This is a genomic window from Pseudomonas alloputida, assembly GCF_021283545.2.
In the GTDB taxonomy this organism is placed as follows: Bacteria; Pseudomonadota; Gammaproteobacteria; order Pseudomonadales; family Pseudomonadaceae; genus Aquipseudomonas; species Aquipseudomonas alloputida.
In genome coordinates this window covers 1,397,263-1,422,191 of sequence record NZ_CP128540.1, presented here as the reverse complement: position 1 = coordinate 1,422,191, position 24,929 = coordinate 1,397,263, and the positions used below count along the sequence as shown (strand labels likewise).

Sequence of the window (24,929 nt, the reverse complement as noted above, 5' to 3'; positions counted from 1 at the left end):
TCGTGCCCAGGATGAACTATCTTTAACCCTGCCAAGCCGCTGCAAACGCCTGAGGCCGGAGTAACATTGGATACGTTTTCCTAAGGGACTTTCACTTGGCCGCACCTTTCCTTCACCTCGCGCTGCATGCCCGGGGCAACTCATGACTTCGCACAATCCCGAACCTCCGGTGCCACTCGCTACGGCACTACCCGGTGCTGTGCAGCGCCTGCCCCTACTCGAACGCCTGAGTCGCTACCGCCAGCCCATAGGCCTGATGGTGACCCTGTTACTGTTCACGATGGCCTTGATTGCCTGCCGCCACCTGCTGAGCGAGCTGGACATCTATGCCTTGCACGATGCCATGCTCAGCGTGCCCACCCAATCATTGCTGGGCGCCTTGCTGGCGACGGTGATCGGCTTTGTGATCCTGCTGGGCTACGAGTGGTCGGCCAGCCGCTATGCGGGCGTGAAACTGCCAGCACGCAGCCTGGCACTGGGCGGCTTCAGCGCCTTTGCCATCGGCAACGCCATCGGCCTGTCGATGCTCTCTGGCGGCTCGGTTCGCTATCGCCTGTACGCACGGCAAGGGCTTGGTGCTGGCGAAGTCGCACGCATGACCGTGTTTGCCAGCCTGTCACTTGGCTGCGCGCTGCCGCCCCTGGCCGCCTTGGCGACATTGAGCAACCTGCCGGCGGCCTCGACAGCGCTGGGGTTGGCGCCCGGCCTGCTGGCAGCTGTTGCCAGCGCCGTGCTGGTGGTGTCTGCCTTACTGGTAATTGGCTTGTACCGCCGACGCCTGGCCGAGCAACCGGCGGCCAATAACCTGCTCGTTCAACTGGGGCGGCGCACACTTCGCCTGCCGGATGCACGCCTGGCGGCCCTGCAATTGCTGATTACCGCGTTGGATGTGGCGGCGGCTGCCACCGTGCTCTACCTGTTGCTGCCCGAAGCCCCTCCTTTCGGCGCGTTCGTGCTGGTGTACCTGCTGGCCTTGGCTGCGGGCGTGCTCAGCCACGTACCGGGCGGCGTCGGGGTGTTCGAAGCGATCCTGCTGGCGGCCTTTGCCGACCAGCTCGGTGCCGCGCCGCTGGCGGCAGCCTTGCTGCTGTACCGGCTGATCTATGTGGTACTGCCACTGCTGCTGGCCTGCGTGTTGCTGCTGGCCAATGAAGCCCGACGCCTGCTGTTTGCGCAACAGGCCATCAAGGCCGCTTCGGGGCTGGCCGCGCCGATCCTGTCGATCCTGGTGTTCCTGTCCGGCGTGGTGCTGCTGTTTTCCGGTGCCACGCCCGAGATAGATACGCGCCTGGAGCATATGGGCTTCCTGGTGCCACACCGGCTGATCGATGCCTCTCATTTCGGCGCCAGCCTGATCGGTGTGCTCTGCCTGCTGCTGGCCCAAGGCCTGCGCCGGCGCCTGTCCGCCGCCTGGCTACTGACCACCGTGCTGTTGCTGGTCGGCGCCCTGCTGTCGCTGTTGAAGGGCTTTGACTGGGAAGAGGCTTGCCTGCTGACCTTTACCGCCGCCCTGCTCGCGCTGTTCCGCCGCTCGTTCTATCGCCCCAGCCGACTGCTGGAGCTGCCCTTCTCGCCGGTGTTCCTGGTGGCCAGCGCCTGTACGGTGGGCGCATCAGTGTGGCTTCTGCTGTTCGCCTACCAGGATGTGCCTTACAGCCATCAGCTGTGGTGGCAGTTCACCCTCGATGCCGATGCGCCACGGGGCCTGCGCGCCGCCATGGGCAGTGCCTTGCTGCTGGCTGCCGTGGCACTGACGTGGCTGCTGCGTACAGCGCCACCCGTGATCCACCTGCCTGACGAAGAAGAGTTGCAACGCGCCAACCGTATCCTGCAGGCCTCCGACCAGCCCGACGGTGGCCTGGCGCTGACTGGCGACAAGGCGTTGCTGTTCCACCCGCGTGGTAACGCGTTCCTCATGTATGCCCGGCGCGGCCGCAGCCTGGTGGCGTTGTACGACCCGATAGGCCCGGCCCAGGAACGCGCCGAGATGATCTGGCAGTTCCGCGACCTGTGCGACCTGCACCACGCACGCCCCGTGTTCTATCAGGTGCGCGCAGAGAACCTGCCGTTCTACATGGACATCGGCCTGACCGCATTGAAGCTCGGTGAAGAAGCCCGGGTCGACTTGCGCCGCTTCGACCTTGAAGCCAAAGGCAAGGAGATGAAAGACCTGCGCTACACCTGGAACCGCGGCGGACGCGATGGCCTGAGCCTGGAGATCCATGAGCCCGGCCACGCCCCGCTGGCTGAGCTGAAGGAAATTTCCGACGCCTGGCTCGGCGGCAAGAACGTGCGCGAGAAAGGCTTCTCGCTGGGGCGCTTCAGCCCAGACTACCTGCAGCACTTCCGCATAGCCCTGATTCGCTTCCAGGGCCGCCCGGTAGCCTTCGCCAACCTGCTGGAAACCCATGGAAACGAACTGGCCAGCCTCGACCTGATGCGTGCGCACCCCGAAGCGCCAAAGCTGACCATGGAATTCATGATGATCGGCTTGATCCTGCATTACAAAAGCCATGACTACGGGCGTTTCAGCCTGGGCATGGTACCGCTGTCCGGCCTGCAACCAAGGCGCGGCGCACCCTTGACCCAGCGCTTGGGTTCGCTGGTGTTCCGCCGTGGTGAGCAGCTTTACAACTTCCAGGGGCTTCGACGCTTCAAGGACAAGTTCCAGCCGGACTGGGAACCCCGCTACATGGCCGTGCCAGCCGGGCTCGACCCGCTGGTGGCACTGGCCGACACCGCCGCCCTGATTGCAGGCGGCCTGACTGGATTGGTGAAACGCTGATGACCCGACGCTTTTTGTTGTACCTGCTGGTTCCCCTGCTGCTGGCCGCCCTGGGTGGTGCGCTGGCCTTCTGGCTGTGGACGCGCCCGGCCCCCGAGGCGCGCCTGGAACAGTTGAGCATCAATGACACCAGCATCACCCGTGTTACCCCTGGCGTGCACCCCAAGGCCCGGGTGGCCATCGGCGTGCCACAAGACCAGGCACTGACGGGCAAGCAACTGCTCGACCTGAGCCAGGCCGGTGAAGCCCAGTTGGTGCAGGTGATTCTGCCGCCTGGCGACTGCAGCAAGCAGCAACAGGCCATGGACCAGGCGCTGAACCAACTGCAGGAAAAACCGACCTTGGTCGCCGGCATCGGCCCCGGTGCCGTCCAAGCCTGGCGCTGGCTGGCCAGCCAGAACGATGACAAGGCGCGGGCCATTTCCGTGGGCTTCACCCTCGAACAGCCTGACTGCCAGGCACCGCTGCCCAAATCGGCTGCCCATGGCCACTGGAACGTCGCCTGGAACGACAACCCGGATGACGCCAGCGCCGCCTTCGTGCGCGACCAGGCCAACGCCGAAACCAGCATCAGCGACTACGACATCCACTTGCCACAAGTGCTCAAGGCGCAACTGACCCAAGCCCTGGTCGGCCGCGACGGTAACGCACTGGCCATCCCGGTGGTCGAAGTGCCGGCCGGGCAAACCACAGACACGGTTACCTTGTTCCTCTCTGGTGATGGCGGCTGGCGCGATCTGGACCGCGACGTAGCCGGGGAAATGGCCAAGCTGGGTTACCCGGTGGTGGGCATCGACACGCTGCGCTACTACTGGCAGCACAAGACCCCGGAACAAAGCGCCGCCGACCTTTCCGAGCTGATGCATCACTACCGGCAGAAGTGGGGGACCAAGCGCTTCGTCTTGACCGGCTATTCGTTCGGCGCCGACGTGCTGCCGGCGATCTACAACCGCCTGCCCGTCGAGGACCAGCAGCGTATCGACGCGGTGATGCTGCTAGCCTTTGCGCGCAGTGGCAGCTTCGAGATCGAGGTCGAGGGTTGGCTGGGCAAGGAAGGCCAGGAAGCGCCAACCGGGCCGGAAATGGCCAAGCTGCCAGCGTCCAAGGTCGTGTGCGTATATGGCGTCGAGGAAACCGACGAGAGCGGTTGCACGGAAAAGACGGCAGTAGGTGAGCGCCTGAAACTGCCTGGCGGGCACCACTTCGACGAGAACTACCCGGCACTCGCCAAGCGGTTGATTGGCGAGATCGAAACGCGCCAAGGCAAGTCCAGCGTAGCTGAGCAGAACTGACAAGGCTCAGGGCCGCTCTGCGGCCCTGAGCCTGCTGTATAACCCCATTCAGATCTCGACCTGGGTCCCTAGCTCGATCACCCGGTTCAACGGCAGGTTGAAGAAGCGCAAGTTGCCGTTGGCATTCTTCAGCAAGAACGCGAACAGGTTGCCCCGCCAGCGCGACATCCCCTCCAGCCGTGACGCGATCACCGTCTCGCGGCTGAGGAAGTAAGTGGTGCGCATGGGCGTGAAGTCCAGGCCATCCAGATGACACAGCTTCAACGCGGCAGGCACGTCCGGCTCATCCATGAACCCAAAGTGCAGCAACACCCGGAAGAATCCGTCGCCATAGGCTTCCACCTCGAAACGCTCATGTTCCGGCACCCGGGGCCGGTCCTCGCTGACCACAGTCAGCAGCACCACCTGGCTGTGCAGCACCTGGTTGTGCAACATGTTGTGTAACAGCGCATGCGGCACGGCATCGGAGCGTGCAGTCAGAAACACCGCCGTACCCTCGACCCGGTGCGGTGGCTGAATGCGGATGCTGCTGATGAACAATGGCAATGGCAGCGCCCCTTCATCGATGCGCTCGACCAGAATCTGCTTGCCGCGCTTCCAGGTGCTCATCAGCAGGTACAGCACACCACCGGCCAACACCGGGAAGGCACCGCCCTGGGCGATTTTCGGCACGTTGGCGGCGAAGAACAGCCCGTCGACCAGCAGGAAGCCGACCAGAATCGGCACTGCGAGCAGCGGCGGCCACTTCCACAGCAGCAGCATCACCGCTGACACCAGGACGGTGGTGATCAGCATGGTACCGGTCACCGCAACCCCGTAGGCAGCCGCAAGGGCACCTGACGACTCGAAACCGATGACCAGCAACACCACGCCCACCATCAGCGTCCAGTTCACCGCACCAATGTAGATCTGCCCCTGCTCGTCGCTTGAGGTGTGCTGAATCTGCATGCGCGGAATATAGCCCAGCTGGATGGCCTGGCGGGTCAGGGAGAAGGCCCCGGAAATCACCGCCTGCGAGGCGATAACCGTGGCCATGGTGGCCAGCCCGACCAACGGCAGCAGCGCCCAGCCCGGCGCCAGCAGATAGAACGGATTGCGCGCGGCCTCCGGGTTTTGCAGCAGCAATGCACCCTGGCCGAAGTAATTGAGCACCAGCGCCGGGAGCACCAGGATGAACCAGGCCCGGGCAATCGGCTTGCGGCCAAAGTGCCCCATGTCGGCGTACAGCGCCTCGGCCCCCGTCAGCGCCAGCACGACCGCGCCGAGAATGGCCACGCCGATGCCAGGGTGCACCACGAAGAAATTGACTGCCCAGGCCGGGTTGAACGCCTTGAGTACTTCCGGGCTCTGCGAGATGCCATGCACACCCAGCGCGCCCAGCGCCAGGAACCAGGTAACCATGATAGGACCAAACAGCTTGCCGATCTTCTCGGTGCCGTGCCGCTGTACCAGGAACAGTGCCACCAGCACCACCAGCGAAATTGGCACCACCCAGTGGTCGATACCGTCGAAGGCCAGGCCCACGCCCTCCACTGCCGACAGCACCGACACCGCCGGGGTGATCATACTGTCGCCATAGAACAGCGAAGCGCCGATCAAGCCACAGATCACCATCAGTGTGCGCAGCCGCGGGTACGCCGCCGTGGCCCGCCGCGCCAGTGCGGTCAGCGCCATGGTGCCGCCCTCCCCCTGGTTATCGGCGCGCAAGATGAACATCACGTACTTGAACGACACCACCCACAGCAGCGACCACAGGATCAGCGAGAGGATCCCCAGCACGCCATCATGGTTGACCGACACCCCGTAGCCGCCGGTAAAGACTTCCTTGAGGGTATACAACGGGCTGGTGCCGATATCGCCATAAACCACCCCGACCGCCGCCACCAGCAGGCCCACCGACCGCGATGCCCCCTGCTTCCCCTCGTGCCCGCTCTCAGCGTGACTGCTTGCCTGAACCATCGACCACTCCCGCAAACGGCCATCACGGCCCTTGGTAATCAATCTGCCACCAGGCCCTGGAAGGTACCCCGGCACAACGGCGCGAAGCATAGCGCAGCGTTCGTCGTATTTCTGCTGGTCAAGCGCCCTTGCGCTCGCTAGAATTGCGCACTTTTTGATCAGAGGCGCCAAAAGCGCCCGTCAAGTTCGCCCCCGATTCCGGCCGGGCGACCTGCATTCAATACCGAGGTTAGTCATGCCCACCACACCCGCCACCCCCAAGGTAGGTTTCGGTTTGGAAGGCCTGGATTGCCCTGATGACTCTCAATCCATACTTGAACGTTGATCTCAACCTATACCGCTCATCCCCTGATCAAGAAGAATCACACGCTGACACAAGCGTCACCTTGTACAACTTAGATGAGCGCCCTATTATCCAGCTACGCCATTGACGCATAGCAGGGACTGCATGATCTTCATCGAGACCCCAGTATTCACCTCCGATCTCAAGGAGCACCTGGATGATGAAGAATACCGGGCTTTGCAGGCCTATCTGGCCGAGCATCCCGAAGCCGGTTCTCTCCTGGAGGAAACCGGCGGCCTCAGAAAGATCCGCTGGGCAGCCAAGGGCAAGGGCAAGAGTGGGGGTGTACGAGTGATCTACTACCACGTCACTGCAGCCCACCAGATCCGTATGATTCTGATCTATCGCAAGGGCATCGTGGATACCTTGACAAGCAGTCAGAAAGCGCAGCTTCGCGCACTAAACAAAGGGTGGAAATAATGGAAAAGCATCTCTTCGATCGTCTTGTGGAAAGCATGACTCAGATGGATGAGATCGATCGCGGTGAGCGTCAGCCCTCGCGTGAGTTCCACGTAGACGCACTTCAAGTCAAAAAGATTCGTCAAGCCACTGGCCTTTCCCAGGCTGCGTTTGCCAAACGTATCGATGTCGCAGTAGGAACTCTACGGAATTGGGAACAGGGCCGTCGCGAACCTGAAGGACCAGCTCGTGCCTTGCTTCGAGCGATTCATAACGATCCCGAACATGTACTTGCGGCCTTGAGCTAAGTACACGAAAGCCACCAGGCCCTAGAAGGTACCCCGGCACAACGGCGCGAAGCATAGCGCAGCGTTAGTCGTATTTCTGCTGGTCAAGCGCCCTTGCGCTCGCTAGAATTGCGCACTTTTTGATCAGAGGCGCCAAAAGCGCCCGTCAAGTTCGCCCCCGATTCCGGCCGGGCGACCTGCATTCAATACCGAGGTTAGTCATGTCCACCACGCCCGCCACCCCCAAGGTAGGTTTCGTAAGCCTGGGTTGCCCAAAAGCCCTGGTCGACTCCGAGCGCATCCTGACCCAGCTGCGCATGGAAGGCTATGAAGTCGTACCCACCTACGAGGACGCCGACGTGGTGGTGGTCAACACCTGCGGCTTCATCGACAGCGCCAAGGCCGAATCGCTGGAAGTGATCGGCGAAGCCATCAAGGAAAACGGCAAGGTGATCGTCACCGGCTGCATGGGCGTCGAAGAAGGCAGCATCCGTGACGTGCACCCAAGCGTGTTGTCGGTCACTGGCCCGCAGCAGTACGAGCAGGTAGTCAACGCCGTTCACGAAGTGGTGCCGCCGCGTCAGGACCACAACCCGCTGATCGACCTGGTGCCGCCACAGGGCGTCAAGCTGACCCCGCGCCACTATGCCTACCTGAAGATCTCCGAAGGCTGCAACCACAGCTGCAGCTTCTGCATCATCCCGTCGATGCGCGGCAAGCTGGTCAGCCGCCCGGTGGGTGAAGTGCTGAGCGAGGCCGAGCGCCTGGTCAAGGCCGGAGTCAAGGAAATCCTGGTGATTTCCCAGGACACCAGCGCCTACGGCGTCGACGTCAAGTACAAGACCGACTTCTGGAACGGCCGCCCGGTCAAGACCCGCATGCTCGAGCTGTGCGAAGCACTGAGCAGCCTGGGCGCCTGGGTACGCCTGCACTATGTGTACCCTTACCCGAATGTTGACGACGTGATCCCGCTGATGGCTGCCGGCAAGATCCTGCCGTACCTGGACATCCCATTCCAGCACGCCAGCCCGAAAGTGCTCAAGTCGATGAAGCGCCCGGCCTTCGAAGACCGCACCCTGGCACGCATCAAGAACTGGCGCGAGCAATGCCCTGAGCTGGTGATCCGTTCCACCTTCATCGTCGGCTTCCCGGGCGAGACCGAGGAAGACTTCCAGTACCTGCTGGACTGGCTGACCGAAGCCCAGCTCGACCGCGTGGGCTGCTTCCAGTACTCGCCGGTAGAAGGCGCCCCGGCCAACGACCTGGGCCTGGCCGAAGTACCGGACGACGTCAAGCAAGAGCGCTGGGACCGCTTCATGGCCCACCAGCAGGCCATCAGTGCTGCCCGCCTGCAATTGCGCATCGGCAAGGAAATCGACGTGCTGATCGACGAAGTCGAGGAACAAGGTTCGGTTGGCCGCAGCTTCTTCGATGCACCGGAAATCGACGGCAGCGTGTTCATCGATGGCGACCATGGTTTCAAGCCAGGCGACAAAGTGCGTTGCCGTGTGGTGGATGCCGACGAGTACGACATGTGGGCTGAACCCATCTAAAACGGCTGAAGCCTGCAAAGCCCCTGCCCCGGCGTTCTCCATAGGGAATGACCGGCGCAGGGGCTTTTTTGTCAGAACGTGTGAAACAGCATCAGGCCGCCCTCGGCATCCGGGCTGGCATCCGAGAAGCCTTTGACTGCATAGAGTTGGACTTTCCACTGCGGGTTGAGCTTGTGGGTGAGGAACAGGGTAAGCTCCTTGATCTGCGCCCCGGTCGAGACCACTTTCTGCCGCCAATCGTAGGAGGCGCCGGCCGAAGTACCGACCGCCACCGGCAGGGCAAAGCCGAGACTGGCAAATACCGGGTCATCGAAGTCGCTATCGGGCGGGTCACCGAACTTCTTCCAACCCAGCGTCGCGAAACCGGTGACCGGGCCAAAGCCCTTGGCTATGTCGACCTGGGTGGTGTAGTCGTACTGGCCGGTGCCCAGGCACTGGTCTTCATCAGCGGTAGGGAATTTGACCTTGCCGATCAGGTCCAGCATCAGGCCGCCGTCACGACCATCGAGCAGTGCATAAGCGGCGCTGGCAACCGTGTCACCCAACCCGCTTTCCACGTCTCGGCAACCACCGGGCAAGGGGTCACCATTGGGGCCGACTTCGGGGTTGGTGATACGCAACCAAGGCACGGTAACCTTGTAGGTCATGGGGCCGCTCTCATACTTGCCGACCACCGGCACATACCAGATTTCCGAAGTGGTGCCGGTACCATAGTCGCCACTTGAATAATCCATGCCAATGGCGGCACTGAAGGTATCGGCCAGCGCCGACACGCAGGTGCACGAGAGCAAACAGGCGAACAGAGGGAGCGTGGGTCTCATTTGCAACTCAGTACTCTTTCGGGAAGCATGGCCAGACTTACCCAGCCTAGTTGCCTAACGCCCGGATCGCTCTGGATGCTCGACTTTTTCCACCGTCTCTGCCTTTTCCGGCCTCTCCACCTTTTCAACTTTCTCTGGTAACTCCACCTTTTCGACTCTCTCGACCTTTTCGACCTTTTCGACCTTTTCGACCTTTTCGACCCGTTCAGGCTTTTCGACTTTTTCGACTTTTTCGACTTTTTCGACTTTTTCGACTTTCTCGACTTTCTCGACTTTCTCGACCTTCTCGACCTTCTCGACCTTCTCGACCTTCTCGACCTTCTCGACCTTCTCGACTTTCTCGGGCTTCTCGACCTTGTCTACTTTTTCGACCTTTCCGGTGTTTTCGACTTCGACCTTCTCAACCCGATCGGAGCTACCACTGTTGCTGCGCGTCGATTGCTCCAATGCGTCGAGGTGTACCGACTTTCCCGACTTTTCACCGCTGCCATGGTCACTGGAGCCGTCAACGGCACTGCGCCCACTGTGATCATCGCTGTTTTCATCGCGATCGCTGGCCCCATCGCTTGCGCCATGACCGCTGCTGGAGCCGCCGGAGCTACTTCCGTCATGCTCACCACCGTGCCCCGACTGGCTTCTGTCAGGATTGTCGACACGGTCGTCCTGGAATTCCACGCGGGTTGCCCGCAGCTCGTGAGTTCCATTGAGCACCCCGCTCACCCGCACACGTTGATCAAGCGCCAACGCCGCTGGCTGCCGACCGACAATTACGGTGCCCTGCCCCAATGTCACATTGAGACCTGCAACCACCAACTGCCGAGCTTGTGTACGCTGTACCAGCCCTTCAACCACCGCCTGCTGGACACGACCAGCAAAAGGCAGGCTCGGGTCTGGACGGGTTTGTGCCACTTCAAGCTGGCGCCCGGTCCACTGGCCGCGCACCAGCACCTCACGAGCAGGCGCCACACGGGTACCCAACTTCAACCCTTGAAGGCTGCCAGTGCGATCAACCGCGCCGATGGCGCTGGCCTCCCTCAACCCCGGTGCCCGTTCGATACGGGTCGCCACGACTTCTCCCCGGGCATCGCGCAGGCCGCTGACCCTCACGGGCTCACCCGGGCGCAACCCTTCAGCTACCCGCGCGCCAGCGGCCAGCCGCACGGGTTGCCCCATGACCCGCAGTGGGGCCGAGGCATTGGGCAGCGCCGTCAACGGCCCTTCAAAGACGTTGAGGATCGAAATGCGCCCCGCTTGCAGGCCGCGCTGGGTGGCGAATGCCTCCACCGCCACCACCTGCCCGATCGCCAGGTGACCACTGCTGGCAGGCGCACCGTTCTCACTCACCGGTACGTCCTTGCCATAGTGCACTTCCATGCCATTGACGCAGATCGAGGCGAAGCCGGTGATGGTACCGACGATGCCTGTACCCCCAGTACCACCCGGGCGCAGGATCGGCGTACCGGTACCACCTACATCACCGTGGCGCTGATCAAAGTAGGTGCCGTCCACACCCTCCGCCACCGCGCCTGTGCCGCCTGTACCACCCGGGCGTTGCTGGACTGGGGCACCGGTGCCACCGACGCCGCCATTTTCATTGCGTGCACCGGTGCCGCCCATACCGCCGGGAAACTGCAGGCCTGCGGCACCGGCCATACCCATCTCGTCACGGCTGACACACACCGGCGCTGCGGCCACCTCGGCCGGGGCCATCAGGTTCCCCCCGAAAACCAGGGCAAACATGACAGCACTGAGGTAGCGCACAGGAAGAGTCATGGGCCGGGTGTCTTCGACGGATCGGAATCGGTAGCTTCAGTGTAGAAATAAAGCCCGACAGTGATGCGCTGACGTTGTTCGATACCGGGCTCATCAGCACTCTCCAACGCTGCTGCAAGCCGGCTGAAGGCAAGTAGTGTCTGCATGCCATCCTTGGCTACCACATCTCGCAAATGCTCGACGCTGGCCGGGCTCAAGGCATCGTAGTGCACGCTACGCTCAAAAAATGGCGGGCCTTCGCCGCTGAGGTTGTGCACCGCCGCACAGGCATGGTCATGCAGGTTGTGGCCGAAGTACGCAGCCTTTTCATCAAAACCCTTCTGTGGCACGAATGCATGGGCTTCCAGGTGCACGCAATCCTGCTCATCGAGCCGCACGACGCCCAGGCGCAACCATTCGTCCAGCACCACCCGGCCGCGGATATCGGTGCTGACCTTGGCGACCAGGGCGTCGAATGAGCAATCGCCACCCACACTGGCTAGCCGCGCAAGCGCCCTCGCCTGGCCGGGTGCCGAGCAGAATGGTGGGGTGTTGGTCCATACATTGACCAACTGTGCACCTAGCGTGATGTTATCCGGCAGGGCCGCAATTGCAGTGTCACCCTCATTACGCAGCCGCCGGACATCTTTACGATGTACGCCGGTAAGCAGGCTGATGCGGCTATCGGTTGGCGCGGTGTCGTTCAGGCGAAACTCGCGATGGGCCACATCGACGAACACCTCCTTGAGCAGGTCGGTGAACATCGTGTAGGTAACCCCTTTGCGCAGCATCAGGCGCACCAGCGGGCGCATCACACGCCGCAGCGCACTCAGCATCGACGGGGGTAAGACAGGCGATTGCATCGAGGGCATTCCTTGACAGAGGCACCCAGTATAAGACGCGGGAATTAATCCCACGCAAACCGCAATCATATCCCGGCATGGACGAGGAAAAAGCTGTCAGCGCTCATTGGAAATGACGTGATAAAGGCAAGACAGGCCAGAACCTGCTCATACAAAACCCGTCCGCTGGGTTTTGTATGGGCCACTTCGGGTCAGCGCCAATCAGCTTCTGCTGTTGTCATCCCCGGCCTCGCCGCCGGCATGAACACCGTGGTCATTACCGGGTTCGCCACCCACATGGTTGCCGTGATCGTCACCAGGTTCACCACCAACATGATTGCCGTGATCATCGCCAGGCTTACCGCCGACATGATTACCATGATCATCCCCGGGTTCCCCACCCACGTGATTGCCATGATCGTCACCCGCTTCAGCATGGTTGCTGCTGCGCCCAGCGTTTGAATTACCGTCGTGGCCACTGCCGCTGTTGCCGGCATGGCCACCACCGTCACCGCCGCTGCCGTGGCCACCACTTCCGCTTCCGCCACCATGGCCACCGCCGCCACCACTTCCACCACCACCGTGGCCACCACCACCGCCGCTTCCACCACCACCGTGGCCACCGCCACCGCCGCTTCCACCACCACCGTGACCACCGCCACCGCCGCTTCCACCGCCACCGTGGCCACCGCCGCCGCCGCTTCCACCGCCACCGTGGCCACCGCCGCCGCCACTTCCACCGCCACCGTGGCCACCGCCACCGCCACCGCCACCGCCACCGCCACCGCCATCTTTAGCGTAGGCACTGGAGCCATGAGAAATCGAGTCAGGGATCAAGGCAATGGACATCGACAACACGCCAGCTACAGCAGCCGCGAGTAAAGCCTTCTTGAACAGCAGGTGGATTTGCATAGTCCGTCTCCAGGTCTTCGCCACGAGAACGCCAAATCAGTCAGTAATCTTGCTTCAGATTGAACTTATATTTACGTGGGATTTTTTCCCACGCTTAAGTAATAGACCGTCACTCCCCAGGTCTCAAGCGCTAAGCGAACAAGCCGACCGGTGGTTGGCCTGCTATGTTTTCCCTATCGCCCCAGAGGAACACCGGCATGTCTGCGCTACTGACGCTGCAAACCCCGCGCTTGTGCGACTACAGCGAGCTGGTACAAGTGTGGGAGGACTCGGTACGCGCCACCCACGACTTCCTGCCAGAGGGCTATATCCTGCTGCTGCGCGAACATGTGCTGCGCCGTTATCTCGACGCAGTGATGCTGGTCTGCTGCAAGGACCGCCAGCGCATCTGTGGTTTCGCCGGTGTCGCCAACGGGCGGGTGGACATGCTGTTCGTCGCACCTGGCTACCGTGGCCAAGGGGTAGGCAAGCGCCTGCTGCGCTATGCCATCAGCGAACTGAATGCCGAGTACCTTGACGTCAACGAGCAGAACCCGAAAGCGCTGGGCTTCTACCTGCATGAAGGTTTCGAGGTTATCGGCCGTTCGGAAACCGACGGCCTGGGCCAGCCCTATCCTCTGCTGCACATGAGGCTGATGCGCACAGTGCCTTGAGGCGGCGCCTGAATGTGCCGCGCTATGTGTCCAAAATGGCGCATCTGACACAGATTCCCATCATCTACCGCTTGCAGGCAGGTACAATGGAGGCCTTTCCCTGCCTTGCGAATTGCCCCATGTCCGAACCCGTCCGCCTGTCCAAACGCCTCATCGAGCAGCTCGGCTGCTCCCGCCGCGAGGCCGAGCAGTACATTGAAGGAGGCTGGGTAACGGTCGATGGCGTGGTGGTCGAGCAGCCGCAGTTCAAGGTTGAGCAGCAGCGCGTCGAGCTGCTGCCGGGCGCCCGTGCCGAAACCCTGGAGCCGGTGACCCTGCTGCTGAACCAGCCAGCCGGCATGGACAGTGAAGATGCCCGCGCCAGCATGAACATGGGCAGCCTCAGCGAGGCCCACCGCGAAGGCGTGCGCGCCCTGCACGGGCATTTTGCCCGGCAGGCCTGCGTGGCACCGCTGGAGCGTGGCGCCAGCGGCCTGCAGGTGTTTACCCAGGACTGGCGGGTATCCCGCAAGATCGAGGCCGACCTGCGTCGCCTGGAGCAGGAGTTCATCATTGAAGTGCGCGGCGAAACCACCCCCCAGGCGCTGGAACGCCTGGCGCGTGGGGCCATGCGCAATGACCGCGAGTTGCCCAAGGCCAAGGCCAGCTGGCAGAACGAGACACACCTGCGCATGGTGTTGAAAAACCCACAACCAGGACAGATTTCCGAGCTATGCGCCTACCTGCGCCTGGAGCTTTTAGGCATGCGACGCATTCGCCTGGGTGGTGTGTCGATGGGCAAGCTGCCCTTGGGCCAATGGCGTTACCTGGCTACCTCCGAACGTTTCTAAGCAATACGCCGCGCTGGAATGCGCGGCACCTGAACAGGATTCTGCTGCAATGAACCACAACGACGTCCTGCGCAGCCTGCGCTACATGCTCAAGGTGAACGACGCCAAGATGGCCGAAATCATCGGGCTCTCCGGCCTCGAAGTGCATCCTCTGGTGCTGGCCACCTACCTGAAAAAAGAAGAAGAGGAAGGCTTCGTGCGCTGCCCGGAACGGGTGATGGCGCACTTCCTTGACGGCCTGGTGATCTACCGCCGTGGCAAAGACGAGAGCCGCCCGCAGCAACCGATCGAGCTGCCGGTAACCAACAACCTGATCCTCAAGAAGCTGCGTGTGGCCTTTGAGCTCAAGGAAGACGACCTGCACGCGATTCTCAAGTCGGTCAACTTCCCGGTCAGCAAACCTGAGCTCAGTGCGCTGTTCCGCAAGGCTGGCCACGACAACTACCGCCCGTGTGGCGACCAGTTGATGCGCAACTTCCTCAAGGGCCTGACCCTGCGCGTGCGCGGCTGAGTGGCCATGCAGCATACGGTTGTCCCGGTCGGCATCGTCCACTCCTGTTTCAAGGAAAAGTTCGCCATTCCGCGCCAGCCGCAACTGGCGCCTGCCGCCCGTGGCGTACTCGAACTGTTGCCGCCGTTCGATCAAGGTGACGCGGTCGAGGGCCTGGAACAGGTCAGCCATGTGTGGCTGCTGTTCCTGTTCCACCAGGCCCTGGAGGAAAAGCCGCGCCTGAAAGTGCGGCCTCCGCGTCTGGGCGGCAACAAGAGCATGGGGGTGTTCGCCACCCGCGCCACCCACCGGCCCAACGGCATCGGCCAGTCGGTGGTACGCCTGGAGGGCGTGGAGCCCGGGCGCCTGCTGCTGTCCGGGATCGACCTGCTCGACGGCACGCCGGTGCTGGATATCAAGCCGTATGTGCCCTATGCCGACAGCATCGCTGGCGCCAGCAACCAGATGGCCAACGCAGCGCCGGTGGCAATTGCCGTGCAGTGGGCCGACAACGCCTTGCTCCAGGCCCGCGAGCATGCGCTGCGCCTGAGCGAGCCGCTGGTGGAGCTAATCGAGCAATGCCTGGCGCAGGACCCACGGCCGGCCTACCAGATACCACCGTCCGAGCGGGTGTACGGGGTGAAGTTCTGGGATGTGCAAGTAAGGTGGCATTACCCGCAGCCGGACGTCATCCGGGTGTTGGAAGTGGTACTGGGCTGAGGGCCACGGGCTTCGCCCGTGTTCGCGGGCAAGCCCGCTCCCACAGTCCAATCGCGCCAGCTTTTAGAAATTGAGCAAGGCCCACACAAGGGTCCGCGCTAACACGAAAAAGGCGACCTTTGGTCGCCTTTCTCATTTCAACCAGCTCTCAACGAGCCGGGCCTTCAGCCACGCCCAGGTCGTCCGTCGGGCGGGTATCGATCAGCGGCGCACCACCGGAGTCCAGTTCCGAAGCCAGCTTGTCGTTGTCCATTTCCTTGACCCACTTGGCCACTACCACGGTGGCAACGGCGTTGCCCACCAGGTTGGTCAGGGCGCGGGCTTCGGACATGAAGCGGTCGATGCCGAGGATCAGCGCCAGGCCGGCAACCGGCAGGTGGCCAACAGCCGACAGGGTCGCGGCCAGCACGATGAAGCCCGACCCGGTAACGCCGGCAGCCCCCTTGGAAGCCACCAGCAGCACCAGCAGCAGGGTGATCTGGTGAGTGATGTCCATGGTGGTGTCAGTGGCCTGAGCGATGAACACCGCAGCCATGGTCAGGTAGATCGAGGTACCGTCCAGGTTGAACGAGTAGCCAGTCGGGATAACCAGGCCCACTACCGATTTCTTGGCACCCAGGCGCTCCATCTTGGCCAGCATGCGTGGCAGGGCCGACTCCGAGGACGAAGTACCCAGCACGATCAGCAGTTCTTCACGGATGTAGCGGATCAGCTTGATCACGCTGAAACCGTGGGCGCGGCAGATACCGCCCAGCACCACCAGCACGAACAGCAGGCAGGTGATGTAGAAGCAGGCCATCAGGTAGCCCAGCTGCACCAGCGAACCAACACCATACTGGCCAATGGTGAAGGCCATGGCGCCGAAAGCGCCGATCGGGGCCAGCTTCATGATCATGTTGATGATGTTGAACATGACGTGGGCGAAGCGGTCGATCATGTCCAGCACCGGCTTGCCGTAGCTGCCCAGGCGGTGCAGGGCGAAGCCGAACAGTACCGAGAACATCAGCACTTGCAGGATGTCGCCGTTGGCGAAGGCGCCGACGACCGTGTTGGGGATGACGTTAAGCAGGAAGCCGACGGTCGTCTGCTGCGCGCCGGCGGCGGCGTAGGCAGCCACGCTGCTGGCGTTCAGGGTGCTGACGTCGATGTGCATGCCAGCGCCTGGCTTGACCACGTTGACGACGACGAGGCCGATGATCAGGGCGATGGTGGAGACGATTTCAAAGTACAGCAACGCGTAGCCGCCGGTTTTACCGACCGACTTCATGCTCTGCATGCCGGCAATGCCGCTGACCACGGTACAGAAGATGATCGGGGCGATGACCATCTTGATCAGTTTGACGAAGCCGTCACCCAGGGGTTTGAGGGCAACGCCCGTTTCCGGGTAGTAGTGGCCGAGCAGGATGCCGATGGTGATGGCGACCAACACCTGGACATACAGGGATTTGTACAGCGGCTGACGTGTCGTCATGGCTAATTTTCCTCAAGTGTGCCGGTTCACCCTTCCCAGGGTGATGGGGCACCTGAATCGCTAACCCTCCTGCACTTGGAGGGATTTGTCGTTGTGTTCGAGCTGCCTGGGCAGGCCTCTGCGAGGATCAATAGCAAGGGTGGTGCCAAAATGCTCATGAAGGGTGCAAGGTCCGTATTTGCTGGGGATAAATGCCCAACGACAGGGCGATACTCCCGGGACGGATTGGCGGATTTCCGCCCGATGGCGGAATTTGTACAAGGAGGAATGGCGGAAATCCGCCCTTTGTGGATTGCCTGTGCCGGCCCATTCGCGGATTGACCTGCGAACGGGCTGGCACAGGCTAAGAATCAATCCAGGTGGAAGGTGATCCTGAACGCAGCGCCCCCCAGTGGCGAATCGCCAAGGCTCAGCTCGGCGTCATAGCTGTCGACGATATCCTTGACCACTGCCAAGCCGATGCCCTGCCCCGGGTGCTGGCTGTCCAGCCGCTCCCCACGCTCCAGAATGCGTTCACGCTGGTCGACGGGCACGCCCGGCCCGTCGTCCTCGATGCACAAGGTCAGATACCCCGGCGCTTTCATCAGGCTCACCCGCACTTGGCCCAGGCTCAGCCGGTAGGCGTTCTCCAGCAGGTTGCCGAGCATTTCCAACAACGCGCCCTGCTCCATCGGTACCTGCGCCGCGTCCGGCAACTCCAGCACCACGTCCACACGTTTTTCCCGGTAAACCTTGGCCAAGGTGCTGCACAGGCTGTCGAGCAACGGCCGCAGCAATACGCTGTGGCGTACCAGGCCACTCTTGCGCAGGCTGGCGCGTTGCAGCTGGTAGTCGATCTGCTGGCTCATGCGCTCGATCTGGCTTTGCAGCACCCGCGCCTGCTCGCGCTCGCCGCTGCGCTGCTGCAAGCTTTCACCCACGCCCTGCAGCACCGCCAGCGGCGTCTTCAGGCTGTGCGCCAGGTCGTCCAGCGAATCACGGTAGCGCGTGCGCTGCTCACGCTCACTGCGCAACAGACGGTTGAGCGAGCGGGTAAGGCGCAGCAACTCGCGTGGGTGCTCGCCGCTCAGGCCGTCACGTGCACCGGATTCCACTTCATCCAGTTCGTGGCTGAGGCGTCGCAACGAGCGCAGCCCCCAGGTCAGGCCTGCCCACAACAACACCATGAGCGCCAGCAATGCAGCGCCGAACCCCAGGTAGAGCTTTTCGCGCAGGCCATTGAGGGTGGCCTTGTACTCGCTCACGGGCTGTAGAGCGACAATGCTGTAGGCGGCGCTCTGCCCGCCCAGCAGCTTTATCTCGACGTCGTATACGAAGAACTCTTCGCCATCTGACTGGTGAATGCGGTCGAACTCGTTGCCGCGCCCGTCATAGCGCGGCTGATAGTTGATGTGCCGGTCGGCGGTGGCACGCGACTGCCAGACCAGTTTGCCATCGCGGTCAAAGATATAGCCGAGCAGGCCTGTGTAGGGCAGGTTGTAGCGCTCGTCCGGCAGCAGTGTCGGCATCTGCAACCGGCCATGCTCGATACGCGCAGCGGAAATCAGCGTGGTCACATCCGAGGCCAGACGCTGCTCGATCGATTCCTGCAGAGCCAGGCTGAAGGCCTTCTGCAAGGCCGGCAGCAGCGCCAGCATGAACAGCAGCGCCAACACTGCGGCGGCCAGCATCAGGCGCACCCGCAGCGAGCGGATCATCGGCAGCGCTCGGTGAACAGGTAGCCCAGGCCGCGCACCGTGTCGATGGGTTTGAAGCCGCGCTCGCCTTCAAGCTTGCGGCGCAGGCGGCCAACCAGCACTTCGATGACATTGGGGTCGCGCTCTTCGTCTCCTGGGTACAACTGCTCCATCAGGCGATCCTTGGCCACCACCTGCTGGTGATGGCGCATGAGGTATTCGAGGATGCGGTATTCGTAGGCGGTCAGGGCCAAGGCTTGTTCGTCGAGGGTGGCCTGCTTGCGGTTGAGGTCAAGCACCAAGGGGCCAGCGGCGATGGTCGACTGGGTGAAACCACTGGAGCGGCGCAACAGGGCATTGAGCCGTGCTTCAAGCTCCTCGAACTGGAACGGCTTGACCAGGTAGTCGTCGGCACCGGCGGCCAGGCCCTCGACCTTGTCTTGCCAGTTGCCACGGGCTGTGAGGATGAGAATGGGGAAGGTCTTGTCCTGGCTGCGCAGGCGCGTGATCAGCTCCAGGCCGCTGATACCGGGCAGGCCCAGGTCGATGATGGCAAGGTCGAAATGGTACTGCTCGGCCTGGTACAGCGCCTCTTCGGCATCAGCGACCGCCTCGACCACATGGCCGCTTTCGCCCAGGCGGGTGTAGAGGTGATGGCGAAGCAGGGCTTCGTCCTCGACCACCAGCAGTTTCATGTGCAGCTCCTTATGTGTATTGCCTGTACCGGCCCTTTCGCGGGCACGCCCGCTCCCACAGTAATCGCACAGTCCCTGAAACCTGTGTAGCACCTGCAGAAACCCAAGGCACTGCACAGGTTCTGAGGTTTGTGCAGCACCTGTGGGAGCGGGCGTGCCCGCGAAGAGGCCAGTACAGGATAACGCGGCTCGTCCGTCAGAACTTGTATGAAGCCGCCAGGTAGGTCTGGGCGCTGCTGGTCAGACGCAGGGTGCCGTCCTTCGGCCCGCCATGTGCGCCCACCTCGGTCGCGGCATTGGTGCGCAGGTAACGGTAGCCCAGTTCGACCGAGGCCTTGTCGGTGATGTCCTGGATCACACCGGCCTGCAAGCCGTAGGCATAACCGTAGTCAGTGTCCCGGCTGGCGCCTGGCGAGTCCTGGGTCAGTTTGGTCACACCCAGGCTGCCACCACCGAACAGCTTGGTGGTATCGCCCACCGGCAGGAACAAGTCGTAGCTGCCAAGCAGGTTTTCCTGGCGCAACTTCAGGCCACTGTGGTCGCCAGAGACGTTGTCATAGGTCATGTAGTAGCGGCCCTGGTCGTTGATCTTGCCCAGACGCACACCCCAGGTATCGTCCTTGCCGATGATACCGTCGGCGTTGAGGTGGTCGGTGTTGCGTTGCAGCAGGCCGGACTTGCGGACTTTGTCGCTGGTCTGGCCGTAGGTGAGGCTGGCGAAGTTGTCGTCCGCGGCCTGGGCGGTGGTGATGCCAGCGGCACAGACGGCCATGGCGGCAAGCAGGGTATTGAAGGTTTTCATGGCTGGGTACTCCAGTTGGGTGCGCTGTTTCGGTCTGGAAGCTAGAGTAATCAGGGCACCCTGAACCGCGACTGAACCCTGGCTGAACCCCGGCTGAACGAACCGATAGCAAAACAAGGAGTTGTGAACATGCGAGCCCTGCTGGCCCTGACCCTGATGTGCAGCGCCGCCCTCGCCCAAGCGGCGGTAGTGACCCGTGAAATTCCGTATCAGGACGACGATGGCAACCGCCTCGTCGGCTACTACGCCTACGATGACGCGCTGGACGGCAAACGCCCAGGCATCGTTGTGGTGCATGAATGGTGGGGCCTGAACGACTATGCCAAGCGTCGTGCGAGAGATCTCGCCGCCCTGGGCTACAAGGCACTGGCCATCGACATGTACGGCGATGGCAAGCACACCGAGCATCCGCAGGATGCCCAGGCATTCATGGCCGCAGCGATGAAGGACCCGGCCGCAGCAGCAGCGCGCTTCGACGCGGGCCTGGAGTTGTTGAAGAAGCAGCCGAATGTGAACAAGCATCAACTGGGCGCTGTCGGCTACTGTTTTGGCGGCAAGGTGGTGCTCGATGCCGCACGCCGGGGAGAAAAGCTCGATGGCGTGGTGAGCTTCCATGGCGCACTGGCCACCCAGACCCCGGCAAAACCTGGCGTGGTGCGGGCCGATATCCTGGTCGAGCATGGTGCGGCGGACAGCATGGTCACCCCACAGCAGGTGGAGGCATTTAAGGCCGAGATGGATGCGGCCAAGGTCAACTACCAGTTCGTCAGTATTGAAGGGGCCAAGCACGGGTTCACCAACCCCGATGCCGATCGGCTGAGCCACGGTGAACATGGGGGGCCGGACATTGGCTATAACAAGGCAGCGGACGAGCGTTCCTGGGCAGATATGCAGGCGTTCTTCAAGAAGGTGTTCAAATAAAAGATTGTGCAATCGTTGTGGGAAAGGAGGCGTTACCACGCCACCTCCCTTAGCGCCTGCACAGCTGGCACAATAGCCGCCATGAACACACTTCCCGCCTGCTGCGCCCCGCTCCGGCACCACTGGCCCCTGCCCCGTCCATTGCCCGGCGCGGTGCTGGTCAGTTGCGCCTTCGACCCTGCCCACCTGGCAACCGACGACTTCCAGCGCGCCGGTATCGTGCCCAGCGCCAGCCTGCAGCGCTCGGTCGCCAAGCGCCAGGCCGAGTACCTGGCCGGTCGCGTATGTGCCCGCGCCGCGCTCCAGCACCTGGACGGTCGCGACTACGTGCCCGGCACCCACGAAGACCGCTCGCCCATCTGGCCCGCCGGTATTCATGGCTCGATCACACACGGCAAGGGCTGGGCCGCTGCGGTGGTCGCCGGCGAAAACAGCTGCCAAGGTCTGGGCCTGGATCAGGAAGCCTTGCTGGATGACGAGCGCGCCGAGCGGCTGATGGGTGAAATCCTTATCCCGGCAGAGCTGGAGCGCCTGGACCGCCGTCAGCTCGGCCTGACCGTTACCTTGACCTTTTCGCTGAAGGAAAGCTTGTTCAAGACCCTGTACCCACTGACTCGCCAACGCTTCTACTTCGAACACGCAGAAGTGCTCGACTGGTCCGCGGAAGGGCTGGCGCGCTTGCGCCTGCTCACCGACCTGTCACCGCAGTGGCAGCAAGGCGCAGAGCTGCAAGGCCAGTTCTGCCTGCAGGACGGCCACCTGCTGAGCCTGGTCAGCGTCTGACCTTTACAGCGGTGCCTGCTGCCTTGGCCAGTTCAGGCTGAAGCAGGCACCGCCCAACGCCTCGCTGCGGCCCACTGTGGCCCGGCCCGCGTGCCAGTAGATGATCCGCCGTACGATCGACAAGCCCAACCCGTGCCCGCCCGAGGCACGGGTACGGCTGTCATCGAGGCGGGTGAAGGGCGTGAAGATGCGGTCCCAGAAGCCCTCGGGGATCCCCGGGCCGTCATCCTCCACATCGATACGGCAACGTTGCTGGCCCAGCTGATAGCTCAGGCGCACTTCGCCCTCGGCATGGCGCATGGCATTGCCGACAAGGTTCTGCAGGGCCCGGTGCAAGTAGCGCGGCTCGGCCTCGACCCAGGCGCCTTCGGCATCCGCGCCCTGGCAGTCGCCGCGCACAACCCGCACCTCGGCACGCAAAGGTGCCAGCTCTTCGATCACCCGATCGAGCAAGGCATCCAGATCGACCCGCTGGAACTTCAAGGCCGGTGCGCCCTGCTCCAGGCGGGCGTAGGTCAGCATCTCGTCGACCAGCTTGTCGAGGTCCTGAATATCCCCGTCCATGCCCGCCAGATGCTTAGCCCGCACCTGTTCAGTCGTGGCGCTTTCGATCATCTCCAAGCCAAAGCGCAGGCGCGCCACCGGCGTGCGAAGCTCGTGGGACACCGCTCGCACCAGCTCGCGCTGCATGGTCAGCGAGCGCTGCAGGTGCTCGGCCATGCCATTGAAGGCAGCAGCCAGGCGCCCTACCGAGTCGGCGTCGCCGGCCGGCACGCGGGTGTCCAGGCTGCCCTGGGCGATGCGCGTGGCAGCAATCTCCAGGCCCGACACACGACGTTCCAGCTGACGCACCAGCAGGTAGACCACCAGGCCGATCAGGCACAGCCCCAGGAAGGCAATCAGGATCAGCAACTGCGGCGGGTAAGGGTTGAGCTGGTACAGCGGGCCGATTTCCAGTACCCATGGCGAGCCCGTCAGCCCGGCGAACACCCGGATCGAGTCACCATCCTTGCCCAGCGCCATCACCGTGTCGCCCTCCTCCACCCGGCGCCGCTGGTCATCGTCCAGGCTGACCCGCTCGATACGTTGCAAGGCAACGCCAAAGCCGAAGCCTTTTTCCTGCTTGATCTGTGCCAGACGCTGCTGCTGTTCGGCTACCGGGTAGCGCACCAATTCGTCGGCCAATAGATAGAGGGTGGCCCGCGCCAACTGCTCGCTGATCTGTTTGATCTGCGCGACCAGCATCAGGTCTTCCTGGCCCACCTTGCGTAGCACTTGCGCCGCATGCGGGCCAATCTTCTCGACCACCACCAGGCCACGGTACAGGCGCGCCCGCTGGCCACCGTCAAGGCTGCGTGCGCTCATCGGCTGCAGCGCCAACTGCACGCCAAGCAGGCGTTCCCAGATCAGCAGCGAACGCTTGCGTTGGGTTTCATTCTGCATTGCCAGGTTGTCGGCCATCAGGCTGAAAGTGCCCTGGGCCAGGCCCTCGCGGTGCTGGGCAGCGCGCACTTCGTTGACCAGGTGCAGGCTGAGCACGCCAAGCAGGGCCACCAGCACCAGCACGGCCAGCATGCCGCCGTAGATGCGCAGGAAGATCGAATTGTTCATGGCGCCTCGCCCACGAACAGGTAGCCTTTGCTGCGCAGGGTCTTGATCAACCGCGGCTGAAGCGGGTCATCGCCGATCTTGGGGCGGATTTTCGAGATGCGGATATCGATGGAGCGGTCCTGGCCGTCGTAGCCCACGCCACGCAGTGCGGTGAAGATCTGTTCACGGGTCAGCACGCGGCCAGCGTTGCTGGCCAACAGCCAGAGCAGGTCGAATTCGGCGCCGGTCAGCTCGATCAACTGCTCGCCCAGGCGCGCCTCACGCAGGCGGTTGTCGATACGCAGCGCACCGAAGGCCAGGTCCTGGCGCTTGCTGTCCACGGTTTCGCTGCGGCGCAGCAGGGCCTGGATACGTGCCAGCAGCAAGCGTGGGCGCACGGGTTTGCAGACGTAGTCGTCGGCGCCCAGGTCCAGGCCCTGGACCTGGTCCAGTTCATCACTGCGCGCGGTGAGCATGAGGATCGGCCCCTGGTACTGGCTGCGCACCCGGCGGCAGATGCTCAGGCCGTCCTCGCCGGGGAGCATCAGGTCGAGGATCACCAGGTCGGGCTGGCTGTCGATGATGCGCCTCGCGGCACGGGCGCCATCGGCCTCCACCGCGACCTCGAAACCATTGGCCTGCAGGTATTCGGCGGTGAGTTCGGCGAGGCGCTGGTCGTCTTCGACGATGAGGATGCGGGGTATGGGGTGGTCCATGGCTTTGGCCTTGTTGTTCTTGGGATCGTGTCAGGGCAGCTGAGAGTATGAATGTAGATGGGGGGCCCTGCGAGACCGAGCGCCCCGCGGGCGGTGCTCGATCTCCCAGGCACCCCAGATCTTCAGACACGCCCTACCGCCCCCTCGACTGAACCGTTTTTTGTGACAGGCTTCGCGCCCAAAAAAAACTGCCCAAGGGCTTCACGGTGCAGAAAAATACTGCAAACCACTTGGCACAAGGCCTACAGCGAATACCCACCATTCACTCACAAAGTACACACAACTTATCCACAGGCGCTCGCCTTGCAAAGCCCCCAATACCGCATTATCTTGTATCCCGATCGCAGCGAACCACTAGATATAGGGGTTCGTGCAAAATCACACACAAAAGTCAACCCGCAAGATCAAGCGATTTTCCGGGTGGAACTTCAGGTGATTTCAGCAGCCAAACCGCTCCTGCGGAGGCGACCGAGGCAAGCCCTTTCAGGGCGTTGTTCGGGCATGGGTGTTGCAGGCCAGGCCTGGCACCCATCAGCAACAGTTTTTGGGCTCGGCCCAGAACCTTTGACTTCGGCCAGGGAGCGGCAAGCCATTGCCCCTTATTCCTGAGTCTGTCCCGAAGTCGGTACGCCCGCGC

22 protein-coding genes are annotated in these 24,929 nt (G+C 62.6%); 11 read left to right on the top strand and 11 right to left on the bottom strand.

Going from position 1 to position 24,929, the window contains the following annotated elements:
- Positions 1-142: 142 nt before the first annotated feature.
- Both mprF and LU682_RS06375 read left to right on the top strand, forming a co-directional pair.
- Positions 143-2,785, top strand: a complete 2,643-nt coding sequence (mprF, locus tag LU682_RS06380; protein ID WP_010952355.1) for a bifunctional lysylphosphatidylglycerol flippase/synthetase MprF — start codon at positions 143-145, stop codon at positions 2,783-2,785.
- Complete coding sequence (locus tag LU682_RS06375; protein ID WP_010952354.1) at positions 2,785-4,077, top strand: virulence factor family protein; 1,293 nt, start codon at positions 2,785-2,787, stop codon at positions 4,075-4,077. The genes mprF and LU682_RS06375 overlap by 1 nt, the downstream gene beginning before the upstream one ends.
- Positions 4,078-4,125: 48 nt before the next feature.
- Here the strand turns inward: LU682_RS06375 and LU682_RS06370 are convergent, their stop codons facing one another.
- Complete coding sequence (locus tag LU682_RS06370; protein WP_010952353.1) at positions 4,126-6,036, bottom strand: potassium transporter Kup; 1,911 nt, start codon at positions 6,034-6,036, stop codon at positions 4,126-4,128.
- 448 nt (positions 6,037-6,484) lie between these two features.
- Between LU682_RS06370 and LU682_RS06365 the strand changes: the two genes are divergently transcribed.
- The 3 genes from LU682_RS06365 (at position 6,485) to rimO (ending at position 8,618) form a co-directional block, all read left to right on the top strand.
- The gene (locus LU682_RS06365) at positions 6,485-6,799 is read left to right on the top strand and encodes a hypothetical protein (RefSeq protein ID WP_049587984.1); all 315 of its coding nucleotides are present in this window, start codon (positions 6,485-6,487) and stop codon (positions 6,797-6,799) included.
- Positions 6,799-7,086 carry a helix-turn-helix domain-containing protein gene (locus tag LU682_RS06360; protein WP_049587986.1) on the top strand — a complete coding sequence of 96 codons (288 nt, stop codon included), beginning with the start codon at positions 6,799-6,801 and terminating at the stop codon, positions 7,084-7,086. Before LU682_RS06365 ends, LU682_RS06360 begins: the two co-directional genes overlap by 1 nt.
- A 200-nt stretch (positions 7,087-7,286) precedes the next feature.
- On the top strand, positions 7,287-8,618 hold the full coding sequence (gene rimO, locus LU682_RS06355) for a 30S ribosomal protein S12 methylthiotransferase RimO (RefSeq protein ID WP_004576169.1): 1,332 nt from the start codon (positions 7,287-7,289) through the stop codon (positions 8,616-8,618).
- 71 nt (positions 8,619-8,689) lie between these two features.
- On the opposite strand, the gene LU682_RS06350 is transcribed toward rimO, so the two are convergent.
- The 4 genes from LU682_RS06350 to LU682_RS06335 form a co-directional block, all read right to left on the bottom strand.
- A complete protein-coding gene (locus LU682_RS06350; RefSeq protein ID WP_049587988.1) occupies positions 8,690-9,439 on the bottom strand; it encodes a hypothetical protein in 750 nt (249 codons plus the stop codon).
- A gap of 54 nt (positions 9,440-9,493) precedes the next feature.
- The gene (locus LU682_RS06345; protein WP_010952348.1) at positions 9,494-11,212 is read right to left on the bottom strand and encodes a DUF5666 domain-containing protein; all 1,719 of its coding nucleotides are present in this window, start codon (positions 11,210-11,212) and stop codon (positions 9,494-9,496) included.
- Entirely contained in the window at positions 11,209-12,054 is an 846-nt protein-coding gene (locus tag LU682_RS06340) for a DUF6502 family protein (RefSeq protein WP_003254799.1), read from the bottom strand. Before LU682_RS06340 ends, LU682_RS06345 begins: the two co-directional genes overlap by 4 nt.
- Positions 12,055-12,245: 191 nt before the next feature.
- Positions 12,246-12,848 (bottom strand): hypothetical protein, encoded by a 603-nt coding sequence (locus LU682_RS06335; protein WP_010952346.1) that lies wholly within the window; start codon positions 12,846-12,848, stop codon positions 12,246-12,248.
- Positions 12,849-13,142: 294 nt separating this feature from the next.
- Between LU682_RS06335 and LU682_RS06330 the strand changes: the two genes are divergently transcribed.
- From LU682_RS06330 to tsaA, 4 genes are all read left to right on the top strand, one after another.
- Positions 13,143-13,598 (top strand): GNAT family N-acetyltransferase, encoded by a 456-nt coding sequence (locus tag LU682_RS06330; protein ID WP_049587991.1) that lies wholly within the window; start codon positions 13,143-13,145, stop codon positions 13,596-13,598.
- Positions 13,599-13,717: 119 nt separating this feature from the next.
- Positions 13,718-14,428, top strand: a complete 711-nt coding sequence (locus LU682_RS06325; RefSeq protein ID WP_010952344.1) for an rRNA pseudouridine synthase — start codon at positions 13,718-13,720, stop codon at positions 14,426-14,428.
- A 49-nt stretch (positions 14,429-14,477) separates the two neighbouring features.
- The gene (locus LU682_RS06320) at positions 14,478-14,939 is read left to right on the top strand and encodes a YehS family protein (RefSeq protein ID WP_010952343.1); all 462 of its coding nucleotides are present in this window, start codon (positions 14,478-14,480) and stop codon (positions 14,937-14,939) included.
- 6 nt (positions 14,940-14,945) lie between these two features.
- Positions 14,946-15,638: a tRNA (N6-threonylcarbamoyladenosine(37)-N6)-methyltransferase TrmO gene (tsaA, locus tag LU682_RS06315; RefSeq protein ID WP_060489550.1), complete on the top strand. Its 693-nt coding sequence runs from the start codon at positions 14,946-14,948 to the stop codon at positions 15,636-15,638.
- A 148-nt stretch (positions 15,639-15,786) separates the two neighbouring features.
- Here tsaA and LU682_RS06310 read toward each other — a convergent pair whose 3' ends face one another.
- From LU682_RS06310 to LU682_RS06295, 4 genes are all read right to left on the bottom strand, one after another.
- Complete coding sequence (locus LU682_RS06310) at positions 15,787-17,109, bottom strand: dicarboxylate/amino acid:cation symporter (protein WP_010952341.1); 1,323 nt, start codon at positions 17,107-17,109, stop codon at positions 15,787-15,789.
- Positions 17,110-17,459: 350 nt separating this feature from the next.
- The gene (locus LU682_RS06305; protein ID WP_010952340.1) at positions 17,460-18,806 is read right to left on the bottom strand and encodes an ATP-binding protein; all 1,347 of its coding nucleotides are present in this window, start codon (positions 18,804-18,806) and stop codon (positions 17,460-17,462) included.
- Entirely contained in the window at positions 18,803-19,480 is a 678-nt protein-coding gene (locus LU682_RS06300; protein ID WP_010952339.1) for a response regulator, read from the bottom strand. Before LU682_RS06300 ends, LU682_RS06305 begins: the two co-directional genes overlap by 4 nt.
- Positions 19,481-19,676: 196 nt before the next feature.
- Complete coding sequence (locus LU682_RS06295; RefSeq protein ID WP_010952338.1) at positions 19,677-20,282, bottom strand: outer membrane beta-barrel protein; 606 nt, start codon at positions 20,280-20,282, stop codon at positions 19,677-19,679.
- A 129-nt stretch (positions 20,283-20,411) separates the two neighbouring features.
- Between LU682_RS06295 and LU682_RS06290 the strand changes: the two genes are divergently transcribed.
- On the top strand, positions 20,412-21,203 hold the full coding sequence (locus LU682_RS06290; RefSeq protein WP_004576834.1) for a dienelactone hydrolase family protein: 792 nt from the start codon (positions 20,412-20,414) through the stop codon (positions 21,201-21,203).
- Positions 21,204-21,284: 81 nt separating this feature from the next.
- Entirely contained in the window at positions 21,285-21,986 is a 702-nt protein-coding gene (locus tag LU682_RS06285; RefSeq protein ID WP_010952336.1) for a 4'-phosphopantetheinyl transferase family protein, read from the top strand.
- A 3-nt stretch (positions 21,987-21,989) separates the two neighbouring features.
- On the opposite strand, the gene LU682_RS06280 is transcribed toward LU682_RS06285, so the two are convergent.
- Together LU682_RS06280 and LU682_RS06275 are read right to left on the bottom strand one after the other, a co-directional pair.
- A complete protein-coding gene (locus tag LU682_RS06280; RefSeq protein WP_010952335.1) occupies positions 21,990-23,597 on the bottom strand; it encodes an ATP-binding protein in 1,608 nt (535 codons plus the stop codon).
- Entirely contained in the window at positions 23,594-24,292 is a 699-nt protein-coding gene (locus LU682_RS06275; protein ID WP_010952334.1) for a response regulator, read from the bottom strand. Before LU682_RS06275 ends, LU682_RS06280 begins: the two co-directional genes overlap by 4 nt.
- Positions 24,293-24,929: the final 637 nt, after the last annotated feature.